The sequence below is a fragment of the Rhodococcus sp. P4_F5 genome (genome assembly GCF_056401315.1).
The window spans coordinates 40,910-54,387 of the sequence record NZ_JBFUJP010000020.1; the positions used below are offsets into that span (position 1 = coordinate 40,910).

The window sequence follows — 13,478 nt, forward strand, 5'->3', positions numbered from 1 at the left end:
TCTCCGCCATCGATTGTCGCGCACTCGCGATCTGAGGGATGATCGAGCTGTGACCAATGCCGAGAACGTCCGACACGAGCCCGGATCCAAGCCCGCCTCCGTGGTGAGCGAACGCGAGCGGTTCGCCGCGGTCACGAACCACCTGCCGGTAATTCCCACCGCGCCGCCCGCGGCCACCCCGCTGCCCGTCGACGGCTCCCTTGCCCCGCTGCCGGAGGACCGCTACCTCAACCGGGAGCTGAGCTGGCTCGACTTCAACACCCGGGTGCTCACCCTCGCCCAGGACCCGTCGCTGCCGCTGCTCGAGCGCGCCAAGTTCCTCGCGATCTTCGCCTCGAACCTCGACGAGTTCTACATGGTCCGGGTCGCCGGGCTCAAGCGACGGGACGAGACCGGGCTGTCGGTTCGCTCGGCGGACGGGCTGAGCCCGCGTGAGCAGCTTGCGCTGATCAACCGCCGATCCCAGCAGATCGCCGAGAAGCACGCGCGGACGTTTCTCGACATGGTGCTCCCCGCCCTGGCCGAGAAGGGCATCTCCATCATCGGCTGGTCGGACCTGACGACCGACGAGGAGCGCAGGCTCTCGGAGTACTTCCAGGAGCAGGTGTTCCCGGTGCTGACCCCGCTGGCGGTGGACCCGGCCCACCCCTTCCCCTACATCAGCGGCCTGAGCCTGAACCTCGCCGTGACGGTCAAGGACCGCACCACCGGCGGCGAGCACTTCGCCCGGGTCAAGGTGCCCGACAACGTCGACCGCTTCGTCCGCGTCAACCGCCCGGACTCGCCGTCGTCCATCCCGGCCTTCCTGCCGACCGAGGCGCTGATCGCGGCGCACCTGGACACCCTGTTCCCCGGCATGGAGATCGTCGAACACCACGCGTTCCGGGTCACCCGCAACGCCGACTTCGAGGTCGAGGAGGACCGGGACGAGGACCTGCTGCAGGCCCTCGAACGCGAACTCGCCCGCCGCCGGTTCGGTTCTCCGGTTCGGCTCGAGGTGGCCGACGACATGACCGAGCACATGCTCGAACTTCTGTTGCGCGAGCTCGACGTGGACCCCGGCGACGTGATCCAGCTACCCGGACTGCTCGACCTGTCCTGCATGTGGCAGGTCTACGGGGTCGAACGCGCCGACCTCAAGGACGCGCCGTACGTGCCGGCCACCCATCCGGCGTTCGGTGAGCGGGAGACCCCGAAGAGCGTGTTCTCCACGCTGCGGGACGGCGACGTGCTGGTGCACCACCCGTACGACTCCTTCTCGACCAGCGTGCAGCGCTTCATCGAACAGGCGGCGGCGGACCCGCACGTGCTGGCAATCAAGCAGACCCTCTACCGCACCTCCGGCGACTCCCCGATCGTCAACGCCCTCATCGACGCCGCCGAGGCGGGCAAGCAGGTGGTCGCGCTGGTGGAGATCAAGGCGCGCTTCGACGAGCAGGCGAACATCAAGTGGGCGCGCAAGCTGGAGCAGGCCGGCGTGCACGTGGTGTACGGACTGGTCGGTCTCAAGACCCACTGCAAGACTTGCCTTGTGGTCCGGCGCGAGGGCTCCACGATCCGCCGGTACTGCCACATCGGTACCGGCAACTACAACCCGAAGACCGCCCGGATGTACGAGGACGTAGGCCTGTTCAGCGCCGCACCGGAGATCGGGGCCGACCTGACCGACCTGTTCAACTCGCTGACCGGCTACTCGCGAAAGGCGAAGTACCGCAACCTCCTCGTCGCCCCCTACAGTGTCCGGTCCGGCATCGTGGAGCGGATCGCGGCGGAGGTGGCGCACCAGCAGGCGGGCCGCCCGGCCGGGGTGCGCCTCAAGGCGAATGCCCTGGTGGACGAGCAGGTCATCGACGCCCTCTACCGCGCCTCGCAGGCCGGAGTGCCCGTCCAGGTGGTGGTACGCGGGATCTGCGCCCTCAAGCCGGGAGTGCCGGGCCTGAGCGAGAACATCGAGGTGCGTTCGATTCTCGGCCGCTTCCTCGAGCACTCCCGCATCCTGCACTTCGTCGGGGGGAACGAGTTCTGGATCGGCAGCGCGGACATGATGCACCGCAACCTGGACCGCCGGGTCGAGGTCATGGCGCAGGTCAAGGACCCGCGACTGGCCGATCAGCTCAGCGGCATCTTCGACTCGGCGCTCGAACCGACCACTCGCTGCTGGGTGCTCGAGCCGGACGGACGCTGGGTGGCCTCGCCGGCCCGCGGCGAGAAGGTGCGCGAGCACCAGCAGGAACTGATGCGCAGCCGACGCGGAGGCGGGGCCTGATCCGGCACACCGCCGGTACCCGGTTCCGCCCACAGAGAGGAAGTTCGTGAGCTCGAAGTCGGACCGACCGATCAAGGCAAACATCTTCGCCGCCGGCGCGGTGCTCTGGCGCAAGTCGCCCACGAACCCGTACGAGATCGAGATCGGGCTGATCCACCGTCCTCGCTACGACGACTGGTCCTTCCCCAAGGGCAAGCTCGACCCGGGCGAGACGCCTGTCGTCGCGGCCCTGCGTGAGGTGGAGGAGGAGACCGGGCACCGGGTCCAACTCGGCCGCCACGTCACCCGTGTCGCCTACGAGATCCCGGGCCACCGCAAGCGCAAGCGGGTCGACTACTGGGCGGCCGAGGCACGCGGCGGCGAGTTCGTGCCCAACAACGAGGTCGACGAACTCCGGTGGCTCGCCCCCGACGACGTGCCGGGCGCGCTGTCCTACTCGGTGGACCTGAAAGTGATGCGACGGTTCATCTCGGTGCCTGCCGACACCACCACCGTGCTCGTGGTCCGGCACGCCAAGGCTGGCAGCCGCGCCCGGTACACGGGTCCGGACCCCGAACGTCCGCTGGACAAGCACGGACGCGCCCAGGCGCTCGCGCTGTCCCCTGTGTTGCAGGCGTTCGGCGCCACGGAGATTCACGCGGCCGACCGGGTCCGCTGCGTCCAGACGGTGGAACCGCTGGCCGGCGCGCTCGGCGTCGACATCGGCCTCGAGCCGGCTCTGACCGAGGAGGCCTACACCGAGGATCCCGCACGGGCCCGCGCGCTCGTCCGCAAGATCGCCGCGCGCGGCGGCGTCCAGGTGATCTGCACCCAGGGCCTCGTGATCCCCGACCTGCTCCAGTGGTGGGCGCAGCGCGACGGCATCGCCCTCCCCCCGGCCCGCAACCGGAAGGGCAGCATCTGGGTCCTGTCGCTGTCCGGCGGCAAGCTCGTGGACGCCAACCACATCGACAGCGCGCTTCCCGACCTCTGAGAGCGCCGCTGAGACAGCCGCAGACATGAATCAGGGGCGGCCCCGGGAATTCCCGTGGCCGCCCCTGATCAGCACGCCTGCGCGTGCACAGTCGGTCTACTTGCGCGCAGCCTTCTTGGCGGGCGCCTTCTTCGCGGGCGCCTTCTTGGCCGGTGCGGCCTTCTTGGCGACGGTCTTCTTGGCCGGTGCCGCCTTCTTGGCCGGCGTCACCTTCTTCGCGACCGTCTTCTTGGCCGGTGCCGCTGCCTTCTTCACAACGGCCTTCTTCGCGGGTGCTGCCTTCTTGGCCGGCGTCACCTTCTTCGCGACCGTCTTCTTCGCGGGTGCTGCCTTCTTGGCCGGTGTCACCTTGGCGGGCGTCACCTTCTTCGCGACCGTCTTCTTCGCGGGCGCCGCCTTCTTGGCCGGCGTCACCTTCTTCGCGGGCGCCGCCTTCTTGGCCGCGGTCTTCTTCGCCGCTGCCTTCTTGGCCGGAGCCGCTGCCGCGGAACCACGCTTGACGGCCGGGCCGCTGGCGGGAAGCTTCTGCTTGCCCGCGATGACGGCCTTGAACTGAGCGCCGGGGCGGAAGGCGGGCACCGAGGTCGGCTTGACCTTGACGGTCTCGCCGGTGCGCGGGTTGCGGGCCACTCGGGCCGCGCGCCGACGCTGCTCGAAGACACCGAAGCCGGTGATCGTCACGTTCTCACCGGAGTGCACCGCGCGGACGATGATGTCGACGATGTGCTCGACGGCCTCCGTCGCGCCGCGCCTGTCCGAGTTCAGGCGCTCGGTGAGCTGATCAATGAGCTCTGCCTTGTTCATGGATATTCCTCCGCAAACCAAATGGCCCATTGTCGGACCGACTATGAATCACGGTAAACCTGAAAAGAGCAGGAGTCTATGTGCCACGCCAATTCTCATGCCGCTCTCAGTGGCGTGGCACACCGGACGGTACCCGTTTTTGGTTAGCCCGTCACATCAGTTCGCGTCGTCCACCCGGGCCGGAAGGGTGACCGGTTTCCATGAAGGCCTTGACTTTTCGAAGCTGGAAATGGCGTCTACCTGGCGCAACGTCAATCCGATGTCGTCGAGACCCTCGAGCAGGCGCCACCGCGTGTAGTCGTCAATCGTGAAGGGCACCACCAACGTTCCGGCTGTGACAGTGCGCTCTGTGAGATCCACGACAACTTCGAGACCGGGCTGCTCTTCGAGTGCCTTCCAGAGCAACTCGACGTCGGACTGCTCCACCTGAGCCGCCAGCAGACCCGCCTTGCCGGCGTTGCCGCGGAAGATGTCTGCGAACCGAGATGCGATCACAACCCGAAATCCGAAGTCCGAGAGTGCCCACACCGCGTGCTCGCGGGAGGAGCCTGTGCCGAAGTCCGGGCCGGCCACCAGAACCGAACCCCTGTCGTAGGGCGGGATGTTGAGGATGAACCCGGGGTCGTTACGCCAGGCGGCGAACAACCCGTCCTCGAAACCGGTACGCGTGACGCGCTTTAGGAAGACCGCCGGAATGATCTGGTCGGTGTCGACATTGGACCGCCGCAGGGGGACGCCGATGCCCGTGTGAGTCGTAAAGGCTTCCATCGAGATATCTCCTGTCGTTCGAAGTGGTCTTCAGTCCAGGTCGGCCGGTGCGGACAGCGTGCCGCGCACCGCCGTCGCCGCCGCCACCAGCGGGGAGACCAGGTGAGTGCGCCCGCCCTTGCCCTGCCGACCCTCGAAGTTGCGGTTGGAGGTCGACGCCGATCGCTCCCCCGGCGCCAACTGGTCCGGGTTCATGCCGAGGCACATCGAGCAGCCGGCCTGCCGCCACTCCGCTCCCGCCGCGGTGAAAATCTCGCCCAGGCCCTCCTTCTCGGCCTCGACTCGCACCCGCATCGAGCCCGGGACGATGAGCATCCGCACGCCGTCGGCCACCTTGCGGCCCTCCAGCACGCTCGCCACCTCACGAAGATCCTCGATGCGCCCGTTGGTGCAGGATCCGACGAACACGGTGTCCACGGCGACCTCACGCAGCGGTGTGCCCGCCTCCAGGCCCATGTAGGCCAACGCCTTCTCGGCCGAGGCCCGCTCGCCCTCGTCGACGATGTCCGCCGGGTTCGGCACCGACTCACCGAGGGGGGCGCCCTGCCCCGGGTTGGTGCCCCAGGTGACGAACGGGGTCAACGTGTTCGCGTCGATGCGCACCTCGTTGTCGAACACCGCGTCGTCGTCGGTCTTCAGCTGTGACCAGGCCGCCACGGCCGCATCCCAGTCCGCACCCTGCGGGGCGTGCGGGCGACCCTTGATGAACTCGTAGGTCGTCTCGTCGGGCGCGATCATGCCGGCCCGTGCGCCCGCCTCGATGGACATGTTGCAGATGGTCATTCGCGCTTCCATCGACAGCTTCCTGATGGCCTCGCCGCGGTACTCGAGCACGTAGCCCTGACCGCCGCCGGTGCCGATCTTCGCGATCACGGCGAGGATCAGGTCCTTGCTCGTCACCCCGGGCTGCAGCTCGCCGTCGACGGTGACGGCCATCGTCTTGAAGGGGCGCAGCGACAGCGTCTGCGTCGCCATCACGTGCTCCACCTCGCTGGTGCCGATTCCCATTGCGAGGGCACCGAAGGCGCCGTGCGTCGAGGTGTGGCTGTCGCCGCACACGACGGTCATGCCGGGCTGGGTCAGACCCAGCTGGGGGCCGACCACGTGCACGATGCCCTGGTCCAGGTCGCCCATCGGGTGCAGGCGCACGCCGAACTCCTCGCAGTTGCGGCGGAGGGTCTCGACCTGGGTGCGCGAGACCGGGTCGGCGATCGGCTTGTCGATGTCCACGGTGGGCACGTTGTGGTCCTCGGTGGCGATCGTGAGATCCGGGCGCCGCAACGGGCGGCCCGCGAGCCGGAGCCCGTCGAAGGCCTGCGGGCTGGTCACCTCGTGCACCAGATGCAGGTCGATGTAGATGAGGTCGGGATTGCGCCCGGACCCCTCGCCCTCACCCTTGACGACGACGTGGTCGTCCCACACCTTCTCCGCCAGGGTGCGTCCTGTGCTCGCCATGCTCTCCACCTCTTCGTGATTCGTCCGGGCCGAAGGTCCTGCCGGGCCTCGGCAACCTCCGACACCCATCATCTCTCGGTTCGCGGGCGAACCGTCCCGAGCTTCCATCTCAGCATTCGAGAAGATAGTATCGACCTATGAGACAGCATAGCGGCCCGCCCGCTGCCAGTGGGATCGGGGTGCTCGACAAGGCAATGGCGGTCCTGTACGCAGTGGCCGAGCAGCCGTGCAATCTGGGCGAGCTGTGTGCCCGCACCGGACTGCCCCGAGCGACGGCCCACCGCCTCGCAGTCGGCCTGGAGGTCCACCGACTCCTGGCCCGCGACGGCGACGGGTTGTGGCGCCCCGGCCCCGGACTCGCGGAGCTTGCCCCCACCGCCCACGACAGCCTGCTCGAGGCGGCGTCACTCATCCTGCCCCGCCTTCGCGAGATCACCGGCGAGAGCGTCCAGCTGTACCGCCGCGAGGGCCTGCAGCGCGTCTGCATCGCGGCCATGGAACCGCCGACCGGCCTGCGCGACACCGTGCTCGTCGGCGCCCGGCTGCCGATGACGGCAGGCTCCGGCGCCAAGGTGCTGCTCGCGTGGGCGGATCCCCAGGTGCAGCGGACCGTCCTCGCCGACGCACTGTTCAGCGAGCGGGTGCTCGTCGAGGTACGCAAGCGCGGATGGGCACAGAGCGCGGCCGAGCGCGAGGCAGGCGTCGCGAGCGTGGCCGCACCCGTGCGCGACCGCGCCGGCGTCGTGATCGCCGCGATCTCCGTCTCCGGCCCCATCGACCGGATGGGCCGTCGGCCGGGTGCCCGCTGGGCGGCCGACCTGCTCGCGGCGGCCGAGGCGCTGCACAAGCGGCTCTGACTCCCCGGAGGCGCCCCCTCACCCGGGGACGCCTCCGGGGCGCCCACCGAGAACCACTGTGCCGTGGCCCATGCCGTGGCACAGTGCATGCGAGAAACAGATTCCGATCCCCATGGAGGACCTCGCAGTGGGCACCAACCAACGATCTCAGATCACGATGGCTGATACCGAGATCACGCAATTCGTCGAGCGCAGCCGGGTCGCCACCATGGCCACTGTCGGCCCGAACGGCGCCCCGCACCTGATCGCCATGTGGTACGCGCTGATCGACGGCGAACTGTGGTTCGAGACTAAGTCCAAGTCCCAGAAGGCCGTGAACCTCCGACGCGACAACCGGATCACCGTGATGATCGAGGACGGCCAGACCTACGACACCCTGCGTGGCGTGTCCTTCGAGGGCACCGCCGAGATCGTCGACGACGCCGACGCGCTGTGGCAGGTCGGAGTGAGCATCTGGGAGCGCTACACCGGCCCGTACACCACTGACGTCGACCCGGCCATCGAGATGATGCTGCACAAGCGCGTGGCGGTGCGGGTCAGGCCGGAGCGGGTGCGGTCCTGGGACCACCGCAAGCTCGGCCTGCCCGAGCTGCCGATCGGCGGCACCACCGCGCAGTACCTGTGACCACGGGTAATTGACGGGCCCCGAGGCCCTTACCGCGGTACGGTCACGATGCGACCGACAAACAGGAGGAACGCATCGTGACCGAGTCCGAGAACGAACAGATCAAGCAGCAGTTCCGCGAGGCGCTCGACCGCAAGAACGAGAAGAGCGCGGGTCCGGGAGCCGCCACCGCCGGCGACTCGAAGATCCACCACACGCACGGACCGGCGGACCACAAGCGAGAATTCCGCCGCAAGAGCGGATAGGCCGTATCACCGCGTGACACAACGAGAGAGACCCCCCGGCGTGAGCCGGAGGGTCTCTCTCGATTTGTAGCCCCGACGGGATTCGAACCCGCGCTACCGCCTTGAGAGGGCGGCGTCCTAGGCCGCTAGACGACGGGGCCAGGAACTTGATGGTGCGTGATCTCGGTGATGCGTGGAACTTGGGGTGGTACCTGCGTCAGGGATGAAACCCTGCGCCAAAAGAAAACCCCCCGATCGCTGATCGGAGGGCAATTCCCTGGTAGCCCCGACGGGATTCGAACCCGCGCTACCGCCTTGAGAGGGCGGCGTCCTAGGCCGCTAGACGACGGGGCCAGAACATTTTCAAGGTGCGCCGCCACATGCTCGCGACACGGTGGAACTCTTCCGATTTCGAAACGATCCTGTCGGATCAGATCAACGGTGGAAGCTCGGCTAGCTTAGCTGGCCGGAGTTCAGAGTCAAAATCGGCTTCAAACCAAATTTGGCTGAACTCTCCGCTGGGGTACCAGGACTCGAACCTAGAATGGCGGTACCAGAAACCGCTGTGTTGCCAATTACACCATACCCCAATGCTGTTCCGGGCTCGTCCCTGCCTTTCGGCCTGGCCGCTCCCTTCCAACGAGGAGAACACTATCAAAGCCCCCCACCGTTTCTCCAAATCGGCTGGTCAGAGGGCTAAATTTGCCCTCTGACCGCCGTTCGGAAGCTATTTACCCGAGCTGCGCGCGGGCGGAACGCAGCCGGCCGAGCGTCTTCTCGCGACCGAGCAGTTCCATCGACTCGTACAGCGGCGGGCTGATGTGGGACCCGCTCACCGCGACGCGCACCGGGGCGAACGCCTTGCGCGGCTTGAGTTCCAGACCGTCGATCAGGGCGCCCTTGAGCGACTCCTCCAGGTCCGCGGTCGCCCACGTCTCCAACGCGTCCAGCGCGGCGATCGTGGCGTCCAGCACGGGCGCGGAATCGGCGCCGAGGTTCTTGGCGGCGGCCGCGGGGTCGATCGCGAACTCGGACTCGTCGACGAAGAGAAACTTCAACAGGTCCCACGCGTCGGACAGCACCACGATGCGGGTCTGCACGAGGTCCGCCGCGACGTCGAAGGCCTGGGCGTCCACGGAGTCCACCGGGTGACCGTGCATCGTCAGGAACTCGCGCAGACGGCCGGAGAAGTCCTCGGGGGCCAGCAACCGGATCTGCTCCGCGTTGATGGCGTCGGCCTTCTTCTGGTCGAAGCGGGCCGGATTGGAGTTCACCTTCGAGATGTCGAAGGCCTCGACCATCTCGGCGAGGCTGAACACGTCGTGGTCGTCCGCGATGCTCCAGCCCAGCAGCGCCAGGTAGTTGAGCAGGCCCTCGGGGATGAACCCGCGGTCGCGGTGGATGAACAGGTTCGACTCGGGGTCGCGCTTGGAGAGCTTCTTGTTGCCCTGTCCCATCACGAACGGCAGGTGCCCGAACTCGGGGGTGGACTCGGCCACCCCGATGCGCTGCATCGCCTCGTAGAGGGCCAGCTGACGCGGCGTGGAGGACAACAGGTCCTCGCCACGCAGCACGTGGGTGATGTTCATCAACGCGTCGTCGACGGGGTTCACCAGGGTGTACAGCGGGACGCCGTTGCCACGGGTGAGGGCGAAGTCCGGCACCGTGCCGGCCTTGAAGGTGGTCTCGCCGCGGACCAGGTCGTGCCACGTCAGGTCGTGGTCGGGCATCCGCAGGCGCACCACGGGCTTGCGGCCCTCGTCGAGGTACGCCTGTCGCTGCTCGGCCGTCAGGTCACGGTCGAAGTTGTCGTAGCCGAGCTTCGGGTCGCGGCCGGCGGCCTTGTGCCGGGCCTCCACCTCCTCGGGCGTCGAGAAGGACTCGTAGGCCTCACCCGCGGCGAGCAGCTTGGCCACCACCTCGAGGTGGAGGTCGCGGCGCTGCGACTGCCGGTACGGCTCGTGCGGCCCGCCGACCTCCGGACCCTCGTCCCAGGTCAGGCCGAGCCAGCGCAGCGCGTCGAGGATCGCCTGGTACGACTCTTCCGAGTCGCGGGCGGCGTCGGTGTCCTCGATCCGGAACACGAACTTGCCACCGTGATGCCGCGCGTAGGCCCAGTTGAACAGGGCCGTGCGGATCAACCCGACATGCGGGGTTCCGGTGGGAGACGGACAGAATCGGACGCGCACTTCGCTGGTGGTCATGGCTCACTAGGGTCTGCGAGGGTGGATTGGTCCCTTACAGGCTAGTCGCCGCCACCAGCGCAGTGACATCCGATGCGTGGGCTCAGCCCTTGGCCGCCACCGGGTTGGTGAGCGTGCCGATTCCCTCGATGGTCACGCTGACGGTGTCGCCCGCCACGATCGGTCCCACACCCTCGGGCGTGCCGGTGAGGATGACGTCGCCGGGCAGCAGGGTCATCACCGCCGAGACCCACTCGATGATCTTCGGAATGTCGTGCAGGAGCAGCGAAGTGCGGCTGCGCTGCTTGACCTCGCCGCCCACCTCGGTCTTGATCTCCAGGTCGGACGCGTCGAGCGTGGTCTCGATCCAGGGGCCGAGCGGGCAGAAGGTGTCGTACCCCTTCGCGCGCGTCCACTGGCCGTCGTGCCGCTGGTGGTCACGGGCCGAGACGTCGTTGGCGACGGTGTAGCCGAGCACCACGTCCAGCGCCTTGGCGGCCGGCACGTCCTTGCAGGGGCGGCCGATCACGATCGCCAGCTCACCCTCGTAGTGAACCTCGTTCGAACTGGGCGGCAACAGGATCGGCGCGCCGGGGCCGACGATCGAGGTGTTCGGCTTGAGGAAGATCACCGGGTCCTCGGGCGCCTCGCCGCCCATCTCGGCCGCGTGCGCCGCGTAGTTCTTGCCGATGCACACGACCTTGCTCGCAAGGATCGGGGCGAGCAGTCGGACGTCCGCGACGGGCCAGCTGCGGCCGGTGAAGGTGGGTGTCCCGAAGGGATGCTCGGCGATCTCCTTCGCCGTCTGCGCATCGCCCTCCCCCTCAATGGAAACAAAGGCGACCCCGTCCGGGCTGGCAATTCGACCTAGGCGCATGAGCGAAGTCTATCGACCGTGCCGCGGCCCACCCGCCTGCCCCGGCGCGGGGCGACCCCGGGCGGGTATAGACTCGCGGCCTAATCCACTTTGTAAGATCTGCATTTCATATGTTGGGACGTGCCGATGAACGACGTCACCCCGGACCGCCAGCTGTCCGCCGCCCGCAGATGGTCGATGCTCGGCCTCGGCGTCCTCGCCCAGGCCGCGGGCGCGGTGTTCTCCAACGCCCCCGCGTTCCTCATCCCCACCCTGACCACGCAGACGGGGATGTCGCTGCCCCAGGCCGGGCTCATCGCGGCCGCGCCCACCGTCGGCTTCCTGTTCACGCTCTTCGCGTGGGGCATCGTCGTCGACCGGATCGGCGAACGGCGGGTGCTGGCGATCGGGCTCACCGCGACCGCGCTGGCCGCGGCGGCCGCCGCGACGAGCTCGTCCTACGTCGCGCTCGGCATCTTCCTGCTGCTCGGCGGCATGGCGGCGTCCAGCGCCAACGCCGCCAGCGGCCGGGTGGTGGTGGGCTGGTTCCCGGCCCACCGCCGCGGCTTCGCCATGGGCGTGCGTCAGATGGCCCTGCCGCTCGGCGTCGCGGTGGCCGCGCTGACCGTTCCCGGCCTGGCCGCGGCGCACGGCATCGGCTGGGCGCTGGCGGTGCCCGCCGCGATCTGCGCGGTCGCGGCGCTGGCCTGCCTGCTGTTCGTGATCGACCCGCCGCGACCGAGCAGGGCCGCGGCGGCAGAGCAGGGCCTGCTCGACAACCCGTACCGCGACCAGGCCGTGCTCTGGCGCATTCACGGCGTCTCCATGCTGCTGGTGGTGCCGCAGTACCTGGTGTGGACGTTCGCGCTGGTCTGGCTGATGACCGACCGGCACTGGTCCGCGGCGTCCGCCGGCATCCTCATCACCCTCACCCAGCTGCTGGGCGCGGCCGGACGCATCGCCGCGGGCTTCTGGTCCGACCGCGTCGGCAGCCGGATGGGTCCGCTGCGTCAGGTCGCCGCCGCCGCCGCCGTCGCCATGTTCGCGCTGGCGGTCACCGACTGGCTCGACTCCCCCGTCTCGGTGGCGCTGCTGGTGGTCGCGTCGGTGATCACCGTCGCCGACAACGGACTCGCGTTCACGGCCGTCGCGGAGATCTCCGGGCCGTACTGGAGCGGTCGCGCGCTGGGCGCGCAGAACACCAGCCAGTACCTCGCGGCATCGCTGGTGCCGCCGGTGTTCGGGGCGCTGATCGCCGCGCTCGGCTTCCCCGCCGCCTTCGCACTGGCGGCGTTGTGCCCGGCGGTCGCCGTCCCCCTCGTGCCCGCCGACCATCCGCCACAGGCCTGACCGGCCCGGTGAACGCACTCCGCCCGCGAACCTCGTCGGTTCGCGGGCGGAGTTGTCGATACGGCGTGAGGCCGGACTAGACGGCGGCGGCGATCCGGTCGCCCACCTCGGTGGTGACGATCGGGGCGTCACCGCGCGAGGCCAGGTCGGCCTCGACGGCACGCTCGATGCGCGCGGCGTCGTCCTCGCGGCCCAGGTGACGCAGCAGCATCGCGGCCGACAGGATCGCCGCGGTGGGATCGGCGATCCCCTGGCCGGCGATGTCGGGCGCGGAGCCGTGGACGGGCTCGAACATCGACGGGCTGGTGCCCGACGCGTCGATGTTGCCGCTCGCGGCCAGGCCGATGCCACCGGTGACGGCGCCCGCGAGGTCGGTGATGATGTCGCCGAACAGGTTGTCGGTGACGATCACGTCGAAGCGCGTCGGGTCGGTGACCATGTAGATGGTCGCGGCGTCGATGTGGCAGTACGCCGTCTCGATGTCGGGGTACTCGGCGCCCACGGTCTCCATCGCACGGGTCCAGATGCGGCCGGCGTTGGAGAGCACGTTGGTCTTGTGGATCAGCGTCAGGTGCTTGCGTCGGGTCCGTGCCAGCTCGTACGCGGCGCGGACGACGCGCTCGGCACCGAACCAGGTGTTGACCGAGACCTCGGTGGCAACCTCGTGCGGGGTGCCGACGCGGATCGAGCCGCCGTTGCCGGTGTACGGCCCCTCCGTGCCCTCACGGACCACGACGAAGTCGATGTCCGGGTTGGCCGCCAGCGGCGACTTCGACCCCGGGTACGTGCGGGCCGGACGCAGGTTCACGTGGTGGTCGAGCAGGAAGCGCATGTTCAGCAGCAGTCCGCGCTCGAGGACGCCCGGGGCGACGATCCGCGGATCGCCGATGGCGCCGAGCAGGATCGCGTCGTGGGTGCGGATCTCCGCGAGCTCCGCCTCGGGCAGCAGGTCGCCGGTGGCGTTGTAGCGCTTCGCACCGAGGTCGTACTCGGTGGTCTCCAGGTCCGGGACCAGCTTCCGCAGCACCTTCAGTGCCTCGGCCGTGACCTCGACACCGATGCCGTCACCGGGAATGACTGCAAGCTTCATGAACTACTCACTTCCTTCGCGGCGACG

The 13,478-nt window shown here is 68.6% G+C and carries 12 protein-coding genes and 3 tRNA genes; 6 read left to right on the top strand and 9 right to left on the bottom strand.

Features of this window, described 5'->3' with window-relative positions; translation table 11 throughout:
* Positions 1 to 100 precede the first annotated feature (100 nt).
* Both AC1DU4_RS10900 and AC1DU4_RS10905 read left to right on the top strand, forming a co-directional pair.
* Positions 101 to 2,266, top strand: a complete 2,166-nt coding sequence (locus AC1DU4_RS10900) for an RNA degradosome polyphosphate kinase (RefSeq protein ID WP_477839746.1) — start codon at positions 101 to 103, stop codon at positions 2,264 to 2,266.
* Positions 2,267 to 2,312: 46 nt separating this feature from the next.
* Positions 2,313 to 3,239 (top strand): NUDIX hydrolase, encoded by a 927-nt coding sequence (locus AC1DU4_RS10905; RefSeq protein WP_477839703.1) that lies wholly within the window; start codon positions 2,313 to 2,315, stop codon positions 3,237 to 3,239.
* 96 nt (positions 3,240 to 3,335) lie between these two features.
* Here AC1DU4_RS10905 and AC1DU4_RS10910 read toward each other — a convergent pair whose 3' ends face one another.
* From AC1DU4_RS10910 to leuC, 3 genes are all read right to left on the bottom strand, one after another.
* Positions 3,336 to 4,043, bottom strand: coding sequence for an HU family DNA-binding protein (locus tag AC1DU4_RS10910; RefSeq protein WP_477839705.1), 708 nt, complete (start codon positions 4,041 to 4,043; stop codon positions 3,336 to 3,338).
* A gap of 156 nt (positions 4,044 to 4,199) precedes the next feature.
* Positions 4,200 to 4,811, bottom strand: coding sequence for a 3-isopropylmalate dehydratase small subunit (leuD, locus tag AC1DU4_RS10915; RefSeq protein WP_477839707.1), 612 nt, complete (start codon positions 4,809 to 4,811; stop codon positions 4,200 to 4,202).
* 30 nt (positions 4,812 to 4,841) lie between these two features.
* Complete coding sequence (leuC, locus tag AC1DU4_RS10920; protein WP_072845185.1) at positions 4,842 to 6,266, bottom strand: 3-isopropylmalate dehydratase large subunit; 1,425 nt, start codon at positions 6,264 to 6,266, stop codon at positions 4,842 to 4,844.
* A gap of 137 nt (positions 6,267 to 6,403) precedes the next feature.
* Between leuC and AC1DU4_RS10925 the strand changes: the two genes are divergently transcribed.
* From AC1DU4_RS10925 to AC1DU4_RS10935, 3 genes are all read left to right on the top strand, one after another.
* The gene (locus AC1DU4_RS10925; protein ID WP_477839709.1) at positions 6,404 to 7,123 is read left to right on the top strand and encodes an IclR family transcriptional regulator; all 720 of its coding nucleotides are present in this window, start codon (positions 6,404 to 6,406) and stop codon (positions 7,121 to 7,123) included.
* A 127-nt stretch (positions 7,124 to 7,250) separates the two neighbouring features.
* Positions 7,251 to 7,748 (top strand): pyridoxamine 5'-phosphate oxidase family protein, encoded by a 498-nt coding sequence (locus AC1DU4_RS10930; RefSeq protein ID WP_072845184.1) that lies wholly within the window; start codon positions 7,251 to 7,253, stop codon positions 7,746 to 7,748.
* A gap of 77 nt (positions 7,749 to 7,825) precedes the next feature.
* Positions 7,826 to 7,993 carry a DUF5302 domain-containing protein gene (locus AC1DU4_RS10935; protein ID WP_169888322.1) on the top strand — a complete coding sequence of 56 codons (168 nt, stop codon included), beginning with the start codon at positions 7,826 to 7,828 and terminating at the stop codon, positions 7,991 to 7,993.
* 67 nt (positions 7,994 to 8,060) lie between these two features.
* Here AC1DU4_RS10935 and AC1DU4_RS10940 read toward each other — a convergent pair.
* From AC1DU4_RS10940 to AC1DU4_RS10960, 5 genes are all read right to left on the bottom strand, one after another.
* Positions 8,061 to 8,133, bottom strand: a tRNA-Glu gene (locus tag AC1DU4_RS10940).
* 117 nt (positions 8,134 to 8,250) lie between these two features.
* Positions 8,251 to 8,326 (bottom strand) — tRNA-Glu (locus tag AC1DU4_RS10945).
* A gap of 164 nt (positions 8,327 to 8,490) precedes the next feature.
* Positions 8,491 to 8,562: transfer RNA gene (locus AC1DU4_RS10950), tRNA-Gln, on the bottom strand.
* Positions 8,563 to 8,703: 141 nt separating this feature from the next.
* Entirely contained in the window at positions 8,704 to 10,176 is a 1,473-nt protein-coding gene (gene gltX, locus AC1DU4_RS10955) for a glutamate--tRNA ligase (protein ID WP_477839712.1), read from the bottom strand.
* A gap of 82 nt (positions 10,177 to 10,258) precedes the next feature.
* Positions 10,259 to 11,032, bottom strand: coding sequence for a fumarylacetoacetate hydrolase family protein (locus AC1DU4_RS10960; protein WP_477839714.1), 774 nt, complete (start codon positions 11,030 to 11,032; stop codon positions 10,259 to 10,261).
* Between the two features lie 126 nt (positions 11,033 to 11,158).
* Between AC1DU4_RS10960 and AC1DU4_RS10965 the strand changes: the two genes are divergently transcribed.
* Entirely contained in the window at positions 11,159 to 12,361 is a 1,203-nt protein-coding gene (locus AC1DU4_RS10965) for an MFS transporter (protein WP_477839716.1), read from the top strand.
* A 76-nt stretch (positions 12,362 to 12,437) separates the two neighbouring features.
* Here AC1DU4_RS10965 and AC1DU4_RS10970 read toward each other — a convergent pair whose 3' ends face one another.
* Positions 12,438 to 13,451, bottom strand: coding sequence for a 3-isopropylmalate dehydrogenase (locus AC1DU4_RS10970; protein ID WP_477839718.1), 1,014 nt, complete (start codon positions 13,449 to 13,451; stop codon positions 12,438 to 12,440).
* Between the last annotated feature and the right edge of the window lie 27 nt (positions 13,452 to 13,478).